The organism is Catenulispora sp. GAS73 (assembly GCF_041262085.1).
In the GTDB taxonomy this organism is placed as follows: domain Bacteria; phylum Actinomycetota; class Actinomycetes; order Streptomycetales; family Catenulisporaceae; genus Catenulispora.
The window spans coordinates 63,398-83,457 of sequence record NZ_JBGCCM010000023.1; the positions used below are offsets into that span (position 1 = coordinate 63,398).

18 protein-coding genes are annotated in these 20,060 nt (G+C 69.2%); 11 read left to right on the forward strand and 7 right to left on the reverse strand.

The window, feature by feature from the left end:
- Nucleotides 1-24: 24 nt before the first annotated feature.
- On the reverse strand, nt 25-825 hold the full coding sequence (locus tag ABH935_RS31015; protein ID WP_370381488.1) for an alpha/beta fold hydrolase: 801 nt from the start codon (nt 823-825) through the stop codon (nt 25-27).
- 125 nt (nt 826-950) lie between these two features.
- Between ABH935_RS31015 and ABH935_RS31020 the strand changes: the two genes are divergently transcribed.
- The 5 genes from ABH935_RS31020 (at nt 951) to ABH935_RS31040 (ending at nt 5,510) form a co-directional block, all read left to right on the forward strand.
- Nucleotides 951-1,856, forward strand: coding sequence for a LysR family transcriptional regulator (locus ABH935_RS31020; protein ID WP_370381489.1), 906 nt, complete (start codon nt 951-953; stop codon nt 1,854-1,856).
- A 98-nt stretch (nt 1,857-1,954) separates the two neighbouring features.
- The gene (locus tag ABH935_RS31025) at nt 1,955-2,149 is read left to right on the forward strand and encodes a 4-oxalocrotonate tautomerase family protein (RefSeq protein WP_194916187.1); all 195 of its coding nucleotides are present in this window, start codon (nt 1,955-1,957) and stop codon (nt 2,147-2,149) included.
- A gap of 23 nt (nt 2,150-2,172) precedes the next feature.
- On the forward strand, nt 2,173-3,024 hold the full coding sequence (locus tag ABH935_RS31030; protein ID WP_370381490.1) for a M55 family metallopeptidase: 852 nt from the start codon (nt 2,173-2,175) through the stop codon (nt 3,022-3,024).
- Nucleotides 3,025-3,241: 217 nt separating this feature from the next.
- On the forward strand, nt 3,242-4,123 hold the full coding sequence (locus ABH935_RS31035; protein ID WP_370381491.1) for a helix-turn-helix transcriptional regulator: 882 nt from the start codon (nt 3,242-3,244) through the stop codon (nt 4,121-4,123).
- 202 nt (nt 4,124-4,325) lie between these two features.
- Nucleotides 4,326-5,510: a hypothetical protein gene (locus tag ABH935_RS31040; RefSeq protein WP_370381492.1), complete on the forward strand. Its 1,185-nt coding sequence runs from the start codon at nt 4,326-4,328 to the stop codon at nt 5,508-5,510.
- A gap of 6 nt (nt 5,511-5,516) precedes the next feature.
- On the opposite strand, the gene ABH935_RS31045 is transcribed toward ABH935_RS31040, so the two are convergent.
- The 4 genes from ABH935_RS31045 to ABH935_RS31060 all read right to left on the reverse strand — a co-directional run bounded on the left by ABH935_RS31045 (nt 5,517) and on the right by ABH935_RS31060 (nt 9,986).
- The gene (locus ABH935_RS31045) at nt 5,517-5,708 is read right to left on the reverse strand and encodes a hypothetical protein (RefSeq protein WP_370381493.1); all 192 of its coding nucleotides are present in this window, start codon (nt 5,706-5,708) and stop codon (nt 5,517-5,519) included.
- 557 nt (nt 5,709-6,265) lie between these two features.
- The gene (locus ABH935_RS31050; RefSeq protein ID WP_370381494.1) at nt 6,266-6,451 is read right to left on the reverse strand and encodes a hypothetical protein; all 186 of its coding nucleotides are present in this window, start codon (nt 6,449-6,451) and stop codon (nt 6,266-6,268) included.
- Between the two features lie 186 nt (nt 6,452-6,637).
- A complete protein-coding gene (locus ABH935_RS31055; protein WP_370381495.1) occupies nt 6,638-8,287 on the reverse strand; it encodes a glycoside hydrolase family 13 protein in 1,650 nt (549 codons plus the stop codon).
- A gap of 34 nt (nt 8,288-8,321) precedes the next feature.
- Nucleotides 8,322-9,986 carry a glycoside hydrolase family 13 protein gene (locus ABH935_RS31060; RefSeq protein WP_370381496.1) on the reverse strand — a complete coding sequence of 555 codons (1,665 nt, stop codon included), beginning with the start codon at nt 9,984-9,986 and terminating at the stop codon, nt 8,322-8,324.
- Between the two features lie 250 nt (nt 9,987-10,236).
- Between ABH935_RS31060 and ABH935_RS31065 the strand changes: the two genes are divergently transcribed.
- Nucleotides 10,237-11,253, forward strand: coding sequence for a LacI family DNA-binding transcriptional regulator (locus ABH935_RS31065; protein WP_370381497.1), 1,017 nt, complete (start codon nt 10,237-10,239; stop codon nt 11,251-11,253).
- A 178-nt stretch (nt 11,254-11,431) separates the two neighbouring features.
- Here ABH935_RS31065 and ABH935_RS31070 read toward each other — a convergent pair whose 3' ends face one another.
- Nucleotides 11,432-11,671 carry a hypothetical protein gene (locus ABH935_RS31070; protein WP_228563867.1) on the reverse strand — a complete coding sequence of 80 codons (240 nt, stop codon included), beginning with the start codon at nt 11,669-11,671 and terminating at the stop codon, nt 11,432-11,434.
- Between the two features lie 7 nt (nt 11,672-11,678).
- Between ABH935_RS31070 and ABH935_RS31075 the strand changes: the two genes are divergently transcribed.
- From ABH935_RS31075 to ABH935_RS31095, 5 genes are all read left to right on the forward strand, one after another.
- Complete coding sequence (locus tag ABH935_RS31075; protein ID WP_370381498.1) at nt 11,679-12,809, forward strand: extracellular solute-binding protein; 1,131 nt, start codon at nt 11,679-11,681, stop codon at nt 12,807-12,809.
- A 120-nt stretch (nt 12,810-12,929) separates the two neighbouring features.
- Nucleotides 12,930-14,486 carry an ABC transporter permease subunit gene (locus ABH935_RS31080; protein WP_370381499.1) on the forward strand — a complete coding sequence of 519 codons (1,557 nt, stop codon included), beginning with the start codon at nt 12,930-12,932 and terminating at the stop codon, nt 14,484-14,486.
- A complete protein-coding gene (locus tag ABH935_RS31085) occupies nt 14,483-15,328 on the forward strand; it encodes a sugar ABC transporter permease (RefSeq protein WP_370381500.1) in 846 nt (281 codons plus the stop codon). The genes ABH935_RS31080 and ABH935_RS31085 overlap by 4 nt, the downstream gene beginning before the upstream one ends.
- A 28-nt stretch (nt 15,329-15,356) precedes the next feature.
- Entirely contained in the window at nt 15,357-17,585 is a 2,229-nt protein-coding gene (locus tag ABH935_RS31090; protein WP_370381501.1) for an alpha-amylase family glycosyl hydrolase, read from the forward strand.
- A 117-nt stretch (nt 17,586-17,702) separates the two neighbouring features.
- Nucleotides 17,703-18,176, forward strand: coding sequence for a hypothetical protein (locus ABH935_RS31095; RefSeq protein WP_370381502.1), 474 nt, complete (start codon nt 17,703-17,705; stop codon nt 18,174-18,176).
- Nucleotides 18,177-18,269: 93 nt separating this feature from the next.
- Here the strand turns inward: ABH935_RS31095 and ABH935_RS31100 are convergent, their stop codons facing one another.
- A complete protein-coding gene (locus ABH935_RS31100) occupies nt 18,270-20,060 on the reverse strand; it encodes an alpha/beta hydrolase-fold protein (protein WP_370381503.1) in 1,791 nt (596 codons plus the stop codon).

Below are 20,060 nucleotides of genomic sequence, written 5' to 3' on the forward strand. Positions count from 1 at the left end.
GCGCCAAGCCCTCGGCGTCGCGGATCACCCGGCCAAGAACCCCTCGACCACGCCTACCAGTCCCGGCGAAGCCAACACGTCGTAGTGCGTAGCGTTCGGCAGCACCGCCAGCCGGTGCCCCGCCGGCCGCCCCGCGCCGTCCCAGCCCGCGTCGTGCAGGCCGCCGCCGAGCAGGGCCCAGAAGTCGGCGATGTGCTGCATCGAGTACATGTCGGCGTCGGCGAACACCAGCTGCGTCGGGACCTGGATCGCGCGGATCTCGTCGGAGTAGTCGAAGGGCTGCTTCAGCCAGTCGCCCATCTTGCCGACCAGCTGCCCGAAGTCCTGCGGGCGCGGCGCGGTGCGCTGGTAGAGGTCCCATATCGGGGTCTGCTTCATGAACTCCGCCGACTGCGGCGACATCTGGCGCTGCTGGACGCGGACCTCCTCGAAGAAGCCGTCCTGGCGGAACGGGAACGACACCACGACCAGCCTGCGCACCGCGTCCGGGTGCTGGATCGCGCAGCGGAGCGCTGTGCCGGCGCCGAAGGAGTAGCCCATCACGTCCGCGCGGCCCAGACCCAGGTGCTTGATCAGGGCGGCCACGTCGTCGCCGAGCGTCTCCACGCGGATCGGACGGTCCACGTCCGCGGTACGCGCGTGGCCCTGCAGGTCGGCGGTGATGACGCGGCGGTTCGCCGACAGCGCCGGCAGGATCGTGACGAAGTCGTCGGAGCTCTGCAGGCCGCCGTGCAGCAGCACCAGTGCCGGGTTGTCCTCGGTGACCGGGGCGTCCCCGTGCTCCTGGTAGTACATCGAGATGCCGTTGACGTCGGCGTAGCTCATGATGGTTGCCCTCTCGTGGCCCGGTGTCGACCCGGGTCCGTCCGGTGTCTTCGCCAGATAGGACGACGCCCGCCCGCCGAACTCATCGCTGCCGCGCGGATTGTTCTGACGCTACCTTGATCGCCATGGAACTGCGCCAGCTCGAATACTTCGTCGCCGTCGCCGAGGAGCTGCACTTCGGCCGCGCCGCCGACCGGCTCCACATCGGTCAGCCAGCCGTCAGCCAGCAGCTGCGGCGCCTGGAACGCGAGCTCGCCGCGGAGCTGTTCGACCGTTCCCCGCGCCACGTCCGGCTCACGCCGGCCGGCGAAGCGCTCCTGCCGCAGGCCCGGGACGTGCTGGCGGCGGTGGCCCGGGCCCGCGCCGCAGTGGCCGAGGCGTCCGGCTCCCGCCCCGCGCCGCTGCGCATCGGCACCAGCTCCGGTCTGGGGGAGCGGCTGGAACTGGTGCTGGACGAACTGCTGCGCCTGGCCCCGGACCTGCCGGTCGAGCTGGTGATGGCCGGCCCGACGCCCGAGCGCCTGGACCGGGTCGCCGACGGCAGCCTGGACGCCGCGTTCGTCCGCGGCGCGGTGCCCGACGAGGGCCGCGGCCTGCGGGTGGTGCCGTTGTGGCGGGACGAGGTGGTCGCCGCGGTGCCGGCCCGGCACCCGATCGCGGACGCCCCGCACGCCACCTTCGCCGCCCTCGCCCCGCTGGGCCTGCGGCTGACCGAGCGTCGGAACAATCCCGCGCTGGTCGACCTGATCGTCGGTGCGTTCCACGCGGCTGGGTGCGAACCGACATCGTCGAAGCCTTATACGCGCCTGGGCGACACGTTGGCCGCGATCGGCGCCGACGGCAGCAGTTACACCGTCATGTACGCTGCCCGCGCCGACCAGATCCGCAACCGCCGCGTCGCCTTCCTGCCGTTCGAGCCGCCGGGGTTGGGGCTGATGACGCATTTGGTGGTCAGCCGTTCGCGGCCCACGCCGCATTTCAGCCTTCTGATGCAGGCCTGCGACACCGCGGCCGACGATCAGGAATCGTGATCGCAGCCAGTTCCGGTCGCGTCTGGTTCGCAGTCCTGACCTGCGGTGGAATTGATCTCGCAAGCGAAGGATCGAGAAAGACCGCGAAGGAGACCACCATGCCGAACATCACCATCCAGCAGATGCCCAAGACCGCCGAGCAGAAGCGCGAACTGGCCGCCCGCATCACCGACGTCATGGTCGACGTCTACAAGGCCCCGGCCGAGACCGTCCACGTCTGGTTCCAGGAAGTCACCACCGAGGACTACGCCGCCGGCGGCCAGCTGATCGCGGACAAGCTCGCGAAGAAGTAGCCCTGGCTGCTAGAACGGTCCCTATGCGGATCTACATCAGCGCGGACATGGAGGGGATCACCGGGCTCGTCGACGCCGAAGACGTCCAGCCCGGCGGCCGTGACTACGAGCGCGGGCGGCTGGCGATGACCGAGGACGTCAACGCCGCCGTCCGCGGCGCCGTCCGAGGTGGCGCGACCGAGATCGTGGTGAACGACGCCCACGGCCCCATGCGCAACCTGATGGTCGACACCCTGCATCCGGCCGCCCGCCTGATCCGCGGCAAGCCCAAGACCATGGGCATGATCGAAGGCCTCACCGGCGCCCACGACGCCCTGGTCTGCGTCGGCTACCACGCCCGCGCCGGCGCGCACGGCGTCCTGAGCCACAGCTTCATGGGCCACGAGATCGAGGACATGTGGCTCGACGAGCGCGCCACCGGCGAGATCGGCCTGGTCCACGCCGCCGCCGCGGCCCTCGGCGTCCCGCTCGTCGCCCTCGCCGGCGACGACGCCGCCTGCGCCGAGGCCACCGACTGGGACGCCACCGTCGCCACCACCCCGGTGAAGTACGTCCGCAGCCGCTTCGCCGCCGAACTGCGCCCGCAGAACGAAGCCCACATCGCCATCGAGGAGAGCGTCGCCAGGGCCCTCATCGACAAGCGCGACGGGGCCGGAATCGGAACCGGAACCGGAACGCCCAGCGACGCCACGTCGACCCTGGTCGTGCGCTGGCAGTCCTCGACGGTGGCCGAGACGCTGCTCGGCATCCCCGGAGTGACCGCGGTGGACCCGCGCACGGTGCAGGCGGTCGGCACGCCGCCGGACCTCTTCCGCCAGCTCGGGGTATGGATGCGCGTCGCCACCGCGCTGACGAATCAGCCTCCTTACTGCTGAAATCCCGTTGGCCCCGCGTTACGCGGCCCGGCCTCAGCCGACGACCGGGTAGTACGGCCCGGCGGCCTGATCGCCGCCGTCGGCCCTCTGTTCGCCGTGACCCACCGGGCCCCCTCTGACCCACGGGGCACTCTGACCCGGGCTGGGAGCAGTTCCCGGCGAGACAGGTACCAGCAGGACCTGTCTGTCCGCTCCCTTCGGCCCTAGCCTGGAGATCATGGACGGCCGAGACGAGTTCCGTGACTTCCTCACCTCCCGGCGCGCGCGGATCACCCCCGACCAGGCCGGCCTGCCCGCGTACGGCGGCAGCCACCGGCGGGTCCCGGGCCTGCGGCGCGAGGAGGTGGCGCTGCTGGCCGGGGTCAGCGTGGAGTACTACACCCGGCTGGAGCGCGGCAACGCGCGCGGCGTCTCGGAGAGCGTGCTGGACAACCTGGCGCGCGCCCTCCAGCTGGACGACGCCGAGCGGGCCCACCTGTTCGACCTGGCGCGCGCCGCCAGTGCCGGCGGTTCCCCGGTGCGCCGCTCGGCCAAGCAGCAGGTGCGCCCGATCGTGCAGCGCATCCTGGACGGGATGGAGGGCATCCCCGCGCACGTGCGCAACGGCCGCTTCGAGTCGCTGGCGGTCAACCGGATGGGTCGTGCGTTGTTGGCGCCGGTGTACGAGGGGCGCCAGTTGCCGGTGAGCTTCGCGAGGTTCGTGTTCCTGGATCCGCGGGCCGAGGAGTTCTACGGCGACTGGGAGCGGACGGCCAACGACATGGTCGCGGCCCTGCGGTCGGAGGCCGGGCGCAACCCGTATGACAAGGCTCTGACAGATCTGATCGGGGAGCTGTCGACGCGCAGCGAGTTCTTCCGGACCCGGTGGGCCGCGCACAACGTGCGGTTCCACAACACCGGGGTGAAGGTGTTCCATCACCCGGTGGTCGGGGAGCTGCGGCTGGCGTACGAGTCGCTGGAGCTGACCGACGGCACCGGTCTGGCGATGAGCGTCTACAGCGCCGAGCCCGGGTCGCCGTCGCAGGAGAAGATGGCGCTGCTGGCCAGTTGGGCCGCGACCGTGGAGCGGGAGCGGGCGGACCCGCACCCGGCCGTCTGACCTGCTGTGACGTGGTTCGCGGAGGTTGGGCGGATGTAAGAATCCGGCGGTGCGACGGCGTGCGAACAGTGGCTGAACTTCGGGCCCGAACCGGACATCGATCTTGATCATCGGCGGTCCCGGAGCCCAGGCTGGCGGTGGCCTGCTACGTGGTGTAGCAGGGCCACCGCCGTCCTGCTGTGAACCTTCCGGGAGTCCCCACATGACCTCTTCCGCCACGCGCCGCGCGCGACTCAGCGTCCTGGCTCTGACCGGTGTCGCCTCCGCCCTGGTCCCCGCGGTCTCGGCGCAGGCCGCGACCTCGGAGGCGTCCGCCGCGCACGCCTCCGTCGCGCACCTGAAGCTGTTCGCGAAGGCCCCGGCCGGCATGACCAACCCGGACGACATCACCCGCCTGGGCGACCTGGTCTTCGTCACGTACCAGAACAACGCCGGCCCGACCGGCGACCCGGCCGGCAGCAAGAGCGACGTCGTCGCCTACGACCTGCACACCGGCTGCGTCGAGGGGCACTGGACGATCGCCGGCCGCGTCGACGGCCTCACCGGCGACCCGCGGCACCACCGCGTGATCGCCACCGTGAACGAGGACCTGAACTCCACGCTCTACACGATCACCCCCGGCGAGGGCACCGGCGGCCTCAAGCACTACACCTACTTCCCGAACCCGGCGCAGACCGGCTCGGACGGCGCCAACGGCGGCACGGACTCGGTCGCGATCGGCCGCGACGGCACCATCTACGTCGCGCACTCCAACCCCGACGTCTCGCTCCCCGCCCCGAACAACGCCCCGGCGGTCTACACGATCAAGCTGACCGGCACGACGGCGGCCCTGACCCCGCTGTTCGGCGTGAACGACAAGGCCACGGTGGTGAATCCGGCCCCCGGGGCCGCGAAGACCGTGTCGATGGGTCTGACCGACCCGGACTCCAACAAGTGGGTCCCCGGGCCCGACGGCGGCACGCTGATCCAGGACGCGCAGGCGGACAGCAAGCTGATCTTCGCCACGGACTTGGACGCCAAGCACCCGACGCTGCACGAGCTGGATCTGACGAACGCGACCGGGCCGGCGTCGGCGACGCCGCAGCTGGACGATGTCACGCCGGCGGGGGGCGAGGGGCGGCTGTTTATCGTTGATCAGAAGGGCGGCAGCATTTATACGCTGGACACCGAGGAGGGGTATGGGCGCGGTGAGCTGTTTGCGGCGCAGCCTGCTCCGGGGTCGGGGGATCTGGCGAACACGCCTGGGTTGAAGCTGGTCGATGAGAAGACTGGCGTCGCGACTGCGGTGGCGACGGATGTGAAGCTGCAGAGTCCGAAGGGGCTGCTGTTTGTGCGGGGGCATGAGGGCTGGGGCTGGGACGGCAGCGGCAACGGCGACGCTCAGTAGCCGAAGTCAGTCTCCGCGACGGCGCCATAGTAGGTAGCGCACCGCGTCATAGACGAGGAAGGCGGCGCTGAACCACGCGACCGACAACGCACCGGCCACGAGCAGTGGCCGGTGCTGCTTTTGCAGCGCGTCCAGCGCCGCTCCGGCTGCGCCCCAGAAGGCGATCCAGAGTGCGCCGTAGGCCAGGAAGCGGGGCATTGGGCGGTCCCACAGCCAGCCTCGTGGTTTGAAGGGTTCCACGAGGTCAGCATCCTGAGAAGGGTGGTGGGCGTCAATGGTGTGTAGGGGTGGATGTGCGGGTGACGGTGGTTGGCGGGCGGCGGGGGGTCTGTGGTTTTACAGGCGATTTTTACGGCTTCGCGCAGGGCTTGATGGCCTCGCAGGGGGACGCAGTTCGGTTGAGCGGAGCACGTTGCGCTGGCGGCCGCCGGTTTTCGCTGGCACGACCACGCGGTGGTTCAGGTGTCTGCGGCGGTGCGTCGGCGGCTGGCGGTGTTTGTGAGCAGGCCGCGTGGTGGGTTCGGGTGTCTGCGGCAGTGCGCTGGCGACCGGCGGTGTCGGTGGCGCGTGCTATACCTGTGTATAAGGGGCGATAATTCCCTAACAAAATGCCGCCACGCCCGACCCGCACACCGGGCTGCGCTGGCGGCTGGCGGTTTGCGCGTGCAAGACCACGCGCCGGTCCGAGTCACTGCGCATGTCGTAGGCGGCAATCGTTGGGCGTGGTGGGCGCCTTGAGGCCTCCGGCGGGCGCTCTACAGCGAGGGGGCGACCCGCGCGTCCGGCTGCTTGGCGGCGGCCCGCAACTGGTCGGCTTCCTTCACGCTGTTGCCTGCGTTGCGTTGTTCGGTGGCGGTGTTGCTTGTGGTCGCCGGGTTCTGGGTCCCTCGCCACGTCGTCGCCTTACGGAACCAGCCCGGTTCGGCGGCGTCAAGCCGCATCACACCTGCTGTGGTCCGGCTCGGTCCGGCTGGACACCGCCAAACCGGCCAGGTTGGCTTCGCCCGCCGACGCGGCGAGGGACCCAGAACCAACACCCCGCATGGTCCGGTCGGACACGACGAACCGCGTGGCGGGTCGGGCTGGCAGCCCGACCGCGCCCGTGCAGCGCACCGAGTCCCTGGCGCCTACTCGGCTACCAGCCAAGCCGCCGCATCCACCGGCAGCGCCGCCCCCGCCACCGGCTCCGAAGCGATCAGCACCCGGTATCCCGCCGGCAGCTGCACCGCCGCCGCTGACAGGTTCGCGTAGCAGAGCACCTCTCCGCGGCGGAACGCGAGCACGTCCTCCGCCGCCTGCGGCAGCCACTCCAGCGCTGCTCCGTCCCCGAGCCCGCGCCCTAGCCACTCGCGGCGGATCCGCAGCAGCGTGCGGTAGTGCGACAGCGTCGAGTCAGCGTCCTGCTCCTGCGTCGCTGCGGTGCGTTCCTTCCACTCCGCGGGCTGCGGCAGCCATGGCGGAGCCGTCGCCCCCTCAGGGGAGAAGCCGAACGGTGGCGCGTCGCCCGACCAGGGCAGTGGCACGCGGCAGCCGTCGCGGACCGGGCCGTCGTGGTCCTTGTAACGGCGGTTCGGGTCCTGCCACACCGATGGCGGTAGGTCTTCCACCTCCGGTAGGCCCAGTTCCTCGCCCTGGTACACGTACGTTCCGCCGGGTAGCGCGTTGATCAGTTGCACCGCCGCGCGCGCCCGGCGCTCGCCGAGGGCGTGGTCCACCGGCGTCCCGTACAGCCGACGTGCGTTGGCCAGCGACGTGTGCGCGCGGCCGTAGCGCGTGGCGTGGCGGATCACGTCGTGGTTCGACAACACCCACGTCGGTGGGGCGCCGACGGCCGCCAGCACGTCCAGCGTCGCGTCGATCTCCGTCCGCAGCGCCGTCGCGTCCCAGGGGCAGCTCAGCAGGCCGAAGTTGAACGCCGTGTGCAGCCGCGTGGGGGTCAGGTACCGCGCCACGCGCGAGGCGTCCGCGACCCAGGCCTCGGCGACGAACACCCGCTCGCCCTCGTACGAGTCCGCGACCCGGCGCCAGTCCTCGTAGATCGCCAGGGTCTCGTCGCGGTCGAAGTACGGGTGGTCCTCCGTGGCGGCGTCGAGCATCCCGCCGGCTTCGCGCGAGGCCAGGTCGGGGAACGCAGGGTCCTTCGTCAGTCCGTGCGCGACGTCGATCCGGAAGCCGTCCACCCCCAGATCCAGCCAGAAGCGCAGGATGTCCTCGAACTCCCGCCGGACCTGCGGATTCGTCCAGTTCAGGTCCGGCTGTTCTGGCGCGAACAGGTGCAGGTACCAGTCCCCGGGTTTGCCGTCCGCGTTCACGGTCCGGGTCCACGCCGGGCCGCCGAAGATCGACGGCCAGTCCGTCGGTGGCTCCGAGCCGTCCGCGCCGCGACCCGGCCGGAAGTGGTAGCGCGCCCGCGCCTCGGAACCCGGCGCCGAGGCCAACGCCTGCTGGAACCACGCGTGCTGATCCGAAGTGTGGTTCGGCACGATGTCCAGGATCAGCCGCAGCCCGTGCTCGTGCGCCTCCTGAATCAGTGCCTTGGCATCGTCCAGGTCGCCGAACAGGGGATCCAGCCGCCGGTAGTCGCTCACGTCGTAGCCGGCGTCCACCTGCGGCGAGGCGTACCAGGGGTTCAGCCACAACGCGTCCACTCCGAGCGCCGCCAAGTACGGCAGCCGCGAGCGCAGTCCGGCGACGTCACCGACCCCGTCGCCGTTCCCGTCGGCGAAGCTGCGTATGTAGACCTGGTAAATGACGGCTTCGCGCCACCAACTGCTCATCGATTTCACTCCGAGGCTCGAAACGGGAGAAGGCTCAGGCGCTCTCGACACGCCAGACATGGAACGCCGGTCCGTCGGACGGCAGCTGAACGCCGGGGCTCAGGTCGGGTCCGCCGAGCAGGTGTGAAGCGGCGAACGGGGCGGTCAGGGGCGGGTGCGCCGCCCGGCTGACCTGGACCACCAGCCTCTCCCCGGGCAGCGCCCGTTCGAACAGCACGACGTCGTCCGCGGTGTGCAGCCAGCGCAACCCGCCGGAGCGCAGGGCCGGATGCGAACGCCGCAGCGCGATCAGCGAGCGGTACACCTCATACGTACCCTGATCCCACGTGCTCTCATCCCAGGGGAAAGCCCGCCGTCCGTCCTCGTTGTGCAGGGCCCCGTGCACCCCGACCTCGTCGCCGGCGAACACCATCGGCAGCCCCGGCAGCGTCATCAGCAGCGCCACGCCCAGGGCCTGCCGTTCCACGCCGCCGACCAACGATCGGAACCGCGGCATGTCGTGCGAATCCAGCAGCGTCATGTTGTGCGTGACCGCGCGCCATGGGATCAGCGCCGCGAACTCCCGCATCACCGCGGCCATCTCGCCTCCGCCGAGGGCCGGCGGCCGGCCTGGCGCGCCCCACAGCTCCGGCGTGTCGGCCTGGCCCAGCCAGCCCAGCACCGGGCGTGTGAACCCGGCGTACGCCATCGTCCCGTGCCAGCCGTCGCCGCGCAGCGTCGCGGAGGCGTCGAACTGGTGCTCAGCCAGGACGAGGGAATCCGGCGCCGTCTTGAGCAACGTCTCGCGCACCGCCCGCGCCATCCGCGCGTTGAGATCGATCGCCCCGTACCGCCCCGCCGACTGCGCCACGTCCACGCGCCAGCCGTCCAGCCCGAACTCAGTGGGGTAGCGGGCGATCACCGAGTCAGGCCCCTCATACAGCCGCCGCCGCATCTCCGCGGACCGGTGGTCGAGCTTGGGCAGCGACGGCACGCCGAAGAACGACGCGTACTGGCTGCGATCCGCGCCGAAGTAGTAGAACCCTGCTTCGGGGCTGGCCGGATCGGCCTGCCCGCGTCGGAACCAGGGATGCGTGTCCCCGGTGTGGTTCAGCGTGATGTCGCCGATGACCCGGATCCCGCGTAGGTGCGCCTGCGCGGTCAGTTCCTTGAGCGCTTCATCGCCGCCGAGCAGCGGGTCGACGACGTCGAACGACGAGGCGTCGTACCGGTGGTTGGACCGCGAGGGGAAGAACGGCGTCAGGTACAGCGCGTCGATCCCGAGCCCGCGGAGGTAGTCGAGCTTTTCCGCGGCGCCCCACAACGTGCCGCCGTAGACCTGCTTCGTCCCGGCCGGCGTGCCGTAGGCGACCGGATCGTCCCATTCGGCCGGAACGGCCCAATCCGGCAGCTCCCCGACCGGATGCGCCGCCGACCGCGCGAACCGGTCGGGGAAGATCTCATACAGCACCGCGCCTTCGGCCCAGGTCGGTGGCGGATCGTAGGTCGGAAGCCGGAAATCCGCGCTGTCGGTGACGTCGATCGTGCTGAGCCCGAGTCCGTTGAGCCAGGTCCTCCGCCCCGGCGTCTCCAGCAGGAAGCGATATCCGAGCTCCGCGTTGACGACTGGCACGCTCGCACGCCACCAGACCTCCTCGCCCTCTTCCCGATCCACCTGTGCCTCGACGTAGGCCGGTTCGCCGTCCGGTGTGGACCGCACGTGTACCCGCTTCGCCGCCAGCGCCTTGGAAGTGCGGACGAATACATCCGCTTTGTCTCCGACGCGGGGCGCGGGATCGCTGACATACAAAGGGGAACCGTCGTGGTGGGCTGAGGGACCGAGAGCAGGGGGATTCACGAGCCAGACGCTAAGCAAACGAGTCGTGATCCGTAAGGGGTTGCCGATGTTTGCCGTGGTGTTTCACTCTTTTGCTTCCGTGTTTCGCAACGCAACACCTATAGTGCGGCGCATGTCTTCTCGACTCGACGACATAGCCCGGCAGGCCGGCGTCAGCAAGGCGACGGTCTCCCGCGTCCTCAACGAACGCCCCGGCGTCAGCCCGCAGCTGCGCAAGGCGGTGCTGACCGCGCTGGACGTGCTCGGCTACGAACGTCCCTCGCGTCTGCGGCCCCGCAGCGCCGGCCTGGTCGGCCTGTTGCTGCCGGAGCTGGAGAGCCCGATCTATCCGCTGTGCGCGCAGGTCATCGAGACCAACCTGTCCCGCCAGGGGTTCACGCCGGTGCTGTGTTCCCAGACGCCGGAGGGCGCGGGGGAGGACGAGTACGTCGGCATGCTGCTGGACCGCGGCGTCTCCGGCGTCATCTTCGTCTCCGGCATGCACGCCGACACCGGCCAGGACCACTCCCGCTACCGGGACCTGGTGGCGCAGCGGCTGCCGCTGGTGTTCGTCAACGGCTTCATCCCGAACCTGGAGGCGCCGTTCATCTCCTGCGACGACCGCGCCGCCGGGGAGCTGGCCGTGGCGCACCTGGCCGAGCTCGGGCACCGCCGGATCGGGCTGCTGCTGTCCTCCGACCGGCACGTCCCGGCCCGCCGGCAGCTGGCCGGCTACCGCACCGCGATGGAGACCGGCTTCGGCGCCGGAGGCTTCGACCCGGACCTGGTCGACATCTCCTTCCCCGGTGTCGAGGGCGGCTACGCGGGAGCTTCCAGACTGTTGCAGCGCAACGTCACAGCCATCGTCTGCGGCTCGGACATGATGGCGCTCGGCGCGATCCGGGCCCTGAAGCAACACCACAAGCGCGTCCCCGAGGACGTTTCCGTGATCGGTTACGACGATTCAGTCCTCATGGGCTATACCGACCCGCCGCTGACCACGGTGCGCCAGCCGGTGCTCTCGATGGGCGTCGCCGCAGCCCGGACGCTGATCGACCAGATCCGCGGGGTGACGATCCGTAAGACCGAGTCGCTGTTCTTCCCCGAGTTGGTCGTGCGGGCCTCCACGGGGCCTCTTGCAGAAACGTAGAAACAGAAGTGCGCGTAGCTGCAACGGCGACGCAAGAAGCTGCAACGGATTGTCTGGCGCGAGTTTCCGGTTAGGGTCTGCCGTGTTAACAGCGAGTCACAGCCGGACCCCACCGCCGTCAATGCTCTGACCTGTGGCGCGGAGGTCGGGCGCAGGTGCCTCCCTTCCCTTCCTTCCCTCAACAACTGACCAAAGGGGTCATGGTGAGATACCGTCCCTCCTTGACGACCGCGGCTGTCGCGGTCGTAGCGGCAGCTCTTTCCCTGACCGGCTGCTCCAGCTCGTCCTCGAAGTCCGCCGCCGCGGGCTCGTCGTCCTCGACGAGCTCGGCCTCCTCGCCGTCGGCGACGAGTTCCAGCTCCGCCGCGTCGGCGCCCTCGTCCTCCTCCAGCGCCCCGCCGGTCCGCGACCCCAACACGGACCTGGTGATCTGGACCGACGCGCAGCGGGCGCCGGTGCTCCAGCAGTTCGCGCAGAGCTTCGCCAGCGCCAACGGCATCTCGGTGAGCGTGCAGCCGGTGGCCACCGACCTGCAGTCCGCGTACGTCACCGCGACCGCCGCGGGCAAGGGCCCGGACATCGTCGTCGGCGCCACCGACTGGATCGGAAACCTGGTGCAGAACGGCGCCATCTCGCCGCTGCCGCTGGCCGCGTCGCAGAAGAGCGCCTTCGAGACCACCGCGCTGAACGCCGTCACCTACAACGGCCAGGTCTACGGCGTCCCCTACGCGACCGAGAACCTCGCGCTGATCACCAACACCGGCGAGGCCGCGTCGAACCCGGCGACTTTCGAGGCGATGGTGGCCGACGGCCAGGCGGCCGTGAAGGCCGGCAAGGCTTCCGAGGCGCTGGCGATGCAGATCGGCCAGCAGGGCGACCCGTACACGGCGCAGCCGCTGCTGGGTTCGGCCGGCGGCTTCATCTTCGGCACCAAGGCCGACGGCAGCTACGACCCCGCGCAGGTCGGCGTCGACAACGCCGGCTCCAAGGCGTTCGCCGCGCAGCTGGCCAAGTACGGCGAGAAGGGCCAGAACGTCTTCAAGCGCTCCATCGACGCCAACAACGCCGTGTCGCTGTTCACCTCCGGCAAGACCCCGTACCTGATCTCCGGCCCGTGGGCGCTGGAGCAGGTCCGCAAGGCCGGCCTGAAGTACGCGATCAGCCCGGTCCCCGGCTTCGCCGGCATGGGCCCGTCGGCCCCGTTCGTCGGCGTGCAGGCCTTCTACGTCTCGGCCAAGGCCAAGAACACCGCCCTGGCGCAGGAGTTCACGTTGAACTACCTGACGAAGAAGGACGTCGAGGAGGCGCTGTACAAGGTCGACCCGCGCGCGCCGGCCCTGACCGAGGCCTACAACGACGTGTCCAAGACCGACCCGGACATCGCGGCCTTCCAGGCCGCGGCCGCCCACGGCGTCGTCCTCCCCCAGATCCCGGCGATGTCCGCCGTGTGGGGCCCGCTTGGCATTGCCGAAGCGGCGATCGTCGGCGGCGCCGACCCGAACACGGCGATGACGAACGCGGCCACGCAGATCAAGGCCGCCATCGCCAAGGGCTGACCGGGCCGGTACCTCCTCGTCCGGATCAGTCCTACCCCCCCCGAACCTCCGGCGGTGCGGCGTCCCGATTTGCCCCCGGGCCGTCGCACCGTGCGGAGCCGAGAGAAAGAGGGAGCGGCCATGACCGCCTCGCCCGCTGAGCGTCTGGCGCGCTTGTCGTGGCCGCGGGTCGTCTTCGTCGGGCTCGTCGCGGCGTTCGCCGTCCTCACGATCCCGACCCTGGTCGACAAGCACTCGTGGACCGGCGTGACGATCTCCGTCGCGGTGACGGCGATCCTCGCCTACGTCTACTTGAGCCCGAAGCGGATCGCCGCGCGGTTCCTGGTGCCCGGCACGATCTTGTTGCTGGCGTTCCAGGTCTACCCGATCGGCTACACGATCAGCACCGCGTTCACCAACTACGGCGACGGGCACCGGCTGACCCAGTCCCAGGCCGTGACCCAGCTGGAGGCCGACTCGGTGCTGGAACAGCCCGGCGCCCAGCGTTACGAGCTGTCGGTGGCGACCAGGACCGCCGACACCTCCGGTCCGTTCGTCTTCTTCCTCACCGATCCGAACGGCAAGGTCGAACGCGGCGACGCCACCGGGCTCACGCCGGTGCCGGACGCGCAGGTGACCAAGGACCCGTTCACCGGCAAGGTGATCACCGCGCAGGGCTGGCACATCCTGACCGGCATCCAGGTCAACGGCCTGGGCCAGCGGCTGGCCGCGTTCGAGGTGCCGACCTCCGGCGGCTTCATCAAGTCCGTCGGGCTGTCCGAGGCGTACGTCGGCCAGTTCACGATGAAGTACGACGCCGCCACGCAGACCATGACCGACACCCGGACCAACACCGTCTACAAGGCCTCCAACGGTGCTTTCAAGGCGGTCGACGGCTCCGGCAAGACACTGCCGATCGGCTGGAAGATCAACGTCGGGTTCAAGAACTTCACGTCAGTGCTCACCGACGCGGCCATTCGCGGACCCTTCCTGCGCGTCCTCGTCTGGACGATCGCCTTCGCGATCCTGTCGGTCCTGACGACCTTCGGCCTGGGACTGCTGCTCGCGGTGGTCATGGACCATCCACGGATGCGCGGCCGAAGGCTTTACAGTTCCCTGCTTCTCCTTCCTTATGCGATGCCGGCGTTCATCTCCACGCTCGTCTGGTCGAGCATGTACAACAAGGACTTCGGCCTGCTGAACAAGCTGTTCGGCACGCACATCGACTGGCTCGGCAGCCCCTGGGCCGCGCGCGGCTCGGTGCTGCTGACCAACCTGTGGCTCGGCTTCCCCTACATGTTCCTGGTCTGCGCGGGCCTGTTGCAGGCCGTACCGCAGGAACTCAAGGAGGTCGCGAAGGTCGACGGCGCCTCGCCGTTCCGGGTGTTCCGCTCGGTGACCATGCCCACGGTACTGATCGGCGCGATGCCGCTGCTGATCGCCTCTTTCAGCTACAACTTCAACAACTTCAACGTGATCCGGCTGCTGACCGACGGCGGTCCGTACCCCTCCGGCAGTTCCACGGCCGGTGACACGGACATCCTGATCAGCTACACCTACCGGCTGGCGTTCGGCGGCCAGGGCGCGCAGTACGGCCTGGCCTCCGCGATCTCATTCCTGATCTTCGTCCTGGTCGGCCTGATCTCCTACGCCGGATTCCGGCAGACCCGGCAGTTGGAGGAGGTGTACGCGCGATGATGAAGGACCGGATGTGGTGGCGCCACCTGGTAGGACTGGCGGCCCTGGTGTTCGCGCTCGTCCCGATCATCTTCCTGATTTCGGCCGCGCTGAACCCGGTCGGCACGCTGTCCTCGACCTCGCTGATCCCGAGCGGCGCCAGCTTCTCCAACTTCACCAAGCTGTTCCATGACCCGAACTCGCCCTACGTCCGCTGGTATGTCAACACTCTGGTGATCTGCGGCGTCTCGGCGGTTCTCAACGTCCTGATCGGCGTCGGCGGCGCGTATGCGTTCTCCCGGCTCAGTTTCCGGGGCCGCAGGCCGGGCCTGACCGGCATCCTGCTGGTGCAGATGTTCCCGAACTTCATCTCGCTGACCGCGCTGTACCTGACGTTCATCAGCATCGGCAGCGTGCTTCCGGCGCTCGGACTGAACACCTCGCTCGGCCTGATCCTGGTGTACCTCGGCGGCGCGATGGGGGTGAACACCTGGCTGCTCAAGGGATATCTCGACACCATCCCGAAGGAGCTGGACGAGGCCGCGCGGATCGACGGCGCGAGCGAGAACCAGGTGTTCTTCCGCGTCATCCTGCCGCTGGCCGTCCCGATGCTGGTGGTCGTGGGGCTGTTCTCGTTCGTGTCCTTCCTGAACGAGATCCTGCTGGCCGGGGTGTTCCTCACCGACACCACGCACAAGACGCTGGCCGTCGGCCTGTACGGCCTGGTCTCCGGCAACCACAACACCGACTACGGCGAATTCGCCGCCGGGTCGCTGCTCGCCGGCATTCCTGTCGTCCTGATCTACCTCTACCTCCAGAAGTATCTCGTCAAGGGCTTGACGGCGGGCGCCGTCAAGGGCTGATCCGCACCATTGGGATAGGAGAGGCACCATGCACAGACGCCGCAGACTCACGTTTGTCGGCACGGCCGTGAGCCTGGCTGCGGCCACCGCGGTGACCGCCGTCGCGGCCCCCAGTTCGGCCGCCCCGATCCGGTCCGCCGCCGTCTCGAACTCGACCGCCGCCTTGAGCTCCACGCCGGTCAGCACCGGCGATATGACGTCCGATGTGATCTATCAGTTGCTGACCGACCGCTTCTCCAACGGCGACACCAGCAACGACAACCCGTCGTCCGCGCCGAACCTGAACGACCCCACGCACAACAACTGGCAGGAGTACTGGGGCGGCGACTTCGCCGGCGTCACCGCCAAGATGCAGTACCTGTCCGACCTCGGCGTCGGCGCCATCTGGATCTCGCCGCCGGTGCAGAACGTCAACGTGCCGGTCCCCGACAGCAGCGGCAACACCACCGCCGGGTACCACGGCTACTGGGGCATGGACTTCTACACCCCTGAGCCGCACTTCGGGCAGTGGGCCGACTTCGACGCCATGGTCGCCGCGGCGCACGCCAAGGGCATCAAGGTGATCATGGACTGGGCCGTCAACCACACCAACCCCGAGGACACCAGCAACCCGAACTACGGCGCCGGCGGCGCGCTGAAGCAGAACGGGACCACGCTGTCGACGTACGACAACGACCCGAACGGCTACTTCCACCACAACGGCGGCGTCGCGGACTACAACAACCTGTACGACGTCGAGTACCAGAACCTGTTCAACCTCGCCGACCTGGCGCAGGAGAACCCGGCCGTCACGAACTACGTGCAGGGCGCCGTCGACACCTGGCTCGGGCACGGCGTGGACGGCATCCGCATGGACGCCGTCAAGCACATGCCCGGCGGCTGGCTGAAGGGCTACGTCGACCACATCGAGAACTCGCACAGCGTGTTCATGTACGGCGAGTGGGCCGATCCGAGCAGCGCGGCGCTGTGGCCGAACGAGGTGAAGTTCGCCAACACCGACGGTCAGTCGCTGCAGAACTTCGACCTGAACACCGCGGTGCGCGACGTGTTCGCCAACAACGCGAACATGTCGGAGCTGGACTCCGAGCTCAGCCGCCAGCAGAGCTCGTTCAACTGGTCCAACGACCTGGTGGACTTCGTCGACAGCCAGGACGAGAACCGGTTCCTGTCCATCAATAACAACACCACGCTGCTGGACCAGGCGACTGTGGTGAACATGACCGTGCCGGGCATCCCGTCGGTGTACTACGGCGACGAGAACTACCTGCACAACGACACCACGAACTCCTTCGGTCAGGTCGGAGGCGACCCCTACAACCGGCCGATGGTGAGTTCGTTCGCCGAGAACAGCCGCAACTTCGGTATCACCCAGAAGCTGGCGGCCCTGCGCAAGAGCAACCCCGCCCTGCGCTACGGCAGCTCGACCCAGCGCTGGATCAACAACGACGTGTACGTCTACGAGCGCAAGTTCTACAACGACACGGTCCTGGTCGCGGTGAACAAGAGCACGTCGACCGGCTACGCGTTGTCCAACCTGAACACCGCGCTGCCCGCCGGCAGCTACAACGACGTCCTGGGCGGCTCCCTCGGCGGCGGGACGTTGACGGTCAACGCCGGCACCGGGGGCAACAACCCGGTCGGTCCGTACACCCTGAACCCGGGCCAGGCCGCGGTGTGGTCCTACGTCGCGCCGGCGCAGTCCACGCCGCAGGTCGGCAACATCGGCCCGACGATCGGCCACAGCGGTGACAAGGTGGCCGTGACCGGCGTCAACTTCGGGTCGTCCGCCGGCACCGCCACGGTCGGCGGCGTCCCGGCGACCGTGGACTACTGGTCGGACGGCGAGGCGGACATCACGATCCCCTCGGGGGTCACGCCGGGGCTGGCCCCGGTGGTGCTGAAGTCGTCCGGCGGGACGGCGAGCAACGCCATCTCGTACCACGTGGAGACCGGGACGCAGGTCCCGGTGACGTTCACCGTCACCGGTACCTCGACCTCGCCGGGCGACGAGATCTACCTGGCCGGCGACCAGGACGAGCTGGGGAACTGGAGCACCGACACCTCGGTCGCGATCGGTCCGCTGCTGGATCCGAACTATCCGACGTGGTTCAGCCTGGCCAGTGTGCCAGCCGGGGCGAACATCCAGTTCAAGTTCTTCATCAAGCATTCGGACGGGACCGTCACCTGGGAAGGCGGCTCCAACCACACGTACACCGTGCCGTCGTCAGGGACGGGGAACGTGACCGTCGCGTGGTGAGGCGTATCTCTGAGTCCTGATGAACAGGCGGCGACCGGGGTGAGGGCCCGGTCGCCGCCGTTTGCTGTTCACGTGGACGGTGCCGGGCGGCTGCCCGGGATCGACGAGAATACGCACATGTATCGCCTCCAGGCCGTCATCGCCGCCGAGCCCGTGCTCCGCGCGCTGGCCGACGGCGTCGAGCCCGCGCTGCTGGCCCCGCTCGACCAGGGCTTGACGCTGCTCCCGATCACCGACGCGTTCCTCGACACGTTCTTGGACTCGGACGGCGTCGCGGACGATGTCGCCGAGGTGCCTGCCGGGTTCAGCCGCGCGCTGAGCAATTGTTCGAGGCTCGGCGCCGTCGCCTACGTCGAGGCCGACTACTGGGGCGGGGCCGGGACACAACGTGCACAGGTCTGGGCGAGCGGGCATGTGGTGTTCGGCCCGTTGAGCAGCGTTGAAGGCGAGCCCTTCGCACCCGAGGGAAGTCCGATCTCGCAAGCCTTGCGGCTGCTCGGTGCTACCAAGGGCGACTTCTTCGACGAGTTCGACGCGGTGGGGCTCGGCCGGCACCGGGACACGGAGCGCTGGCTGTCGGCTGCCGGGTAGGCGTGCTTCGCCGCTGGTCGTCACCTGATTCGGGCAACGTCACCTGATTCGGGTAACGACCAGCGGCTGCGCGCGATGCTCAGCCCTCGCTGCTCACCGCGAGGGTCCGAGCTTCACATCGGTCTGATCGATCACGCCGCCGTCCATCGACGCCGGCAGCATCGCGCGGACTGTGTTCGGGGTCGCACTCCCGCTCCCGTGCCACCCCGAGACGTCCGTCCCGGTCGGCGCCTTCGACGCCACATAGGCCGCGTACACGCCGAACCACTGCGCGTCCGTGTACGGCGACCAGCCGTGCGGCTTCTCGCGGCCGTAGGTGAACGTCGCGTCGGCCGGCGGCGAGGTCTGCGCGTCGAGGTTCTTCTGCAGCAGCTCCACCGCGTCGTTCAGGAAATACGTGTCCATGTCGCCGACGTACATGTGGATCTCGCCCTGGAGCTGCGGGCCCAGGGTGGACCACTCGGCCGCCAGCTTCGCGTCCAGGTCCTTCGGCTTCCACTGCGCGGCCACGGTGTGGTCGATCGCGCCGGTGCGCTTGTCCCACACCAGCGCCGGGTAGCCGTCCTTGCCCTGCGGGCCGTACACCGCCTCCCAGATCGCCCAGGCGCCGCCGCTGCGGTCGTGGTCGCCGATCGCTAGCTCCCACAGGTTCTCCTGCGCCATGTCGTAGATGGAGTCGCCGGCGGTGTTGCGGTCGTCGGGGCGCTGGGTCGGGTAGTCGAACTGGCGCAGGGTGTTGTAGGCGTTGGCGTCGTCGTAGATGTCGACGATCTGGTGGCGGTGGAAGTCCACCGGGTCGGGGTAGCCGGCGAAGGTGCCGCCGTAGACGTTCGGGTTGAACACCAGCGAGGCCAGCGCTTCCCAGCCGCCTGTCGAGCCGCCGGAGGTGACGCGGGCCCAGGGCGCGGCGATCGTGCGGAACCGCGCGTCCAGGGCCGGGATCAGCTCCTGGGTGGTCGCGGTGCCGTAGGGGCCGACGTTGGGGGAGTCGACCACGTAGGAGGAGTCGTAGAAGGGGTTCTCCTCGCGGACCTCGATGCTGATGAACTTCGGAGAGTTCGGATTGAGCCAGAACTGGGAGAAGGAGTTGCTGCCGTCCTCCTTGAAGCCGTGCGGTGCGTTCTCGGTGAAGTGTGCGAAGTGGTACTCGACCGGGTAGCGCACGTTCGCGTTCTTCGGGTCGTCGTACCCCTGCGGCAGCAGCACGTTGGCGCCGATGTAGATCGGCGTGCCCCAGAACTTCGTCAGCGCCGGACTCAGGATCTTGATGTGCTTCACGTGCTGGGTGTCGGTGGGGTTGCCCTGCTGGCAGGTGCCGCCGGCCGGGATCGGGTCGGACGGCGTGATGACGTGGTCCAGCGACAGCTTGAGCGGCTTGTCCTCGTCGCCGGTGATGGTGATCCACTGCGGCGTGCTGTACATGTTGCGCGGCGAGTTGAAGATGTCCTGGCCGTCGCCGCAGGGCAGGTGCAGCTGGACGGTCGAGCCGTCGCCGCGGTGGAAGGTGTCGTAGACGGTGAAGAAGGCCTGCACGTAGTAGCGGCCCGGCGGCAGCTGCTTGAGCGTGGCCAGCGGGTAGCCGTAGGTCGCGGCGCCGGAGTCCAGGCTCACCGAGCGCCCGGGGCGGAGCCCCTCGACGTCGCGGCCCCAGTACGGCGCGCCGTTGACGATGTTGATCTGCTCCCGGGGCTCGGAGCTCGCGGTGGTCGACACGATCACGAACGCCCGGCCGTCGGCGGGCGTGGTCCGGGTGGCGGCGGGGAAGGAGACGTCGAACTTCAGCTCGTGCCGCGGCCGGGCGGCCGCGGCGGTGGCGCCGACCAGGGCCAGCAGCAGGGCGAGGAGGACGGCGGTACGTTTGCGCGGGGACAGCCGACGAGACAT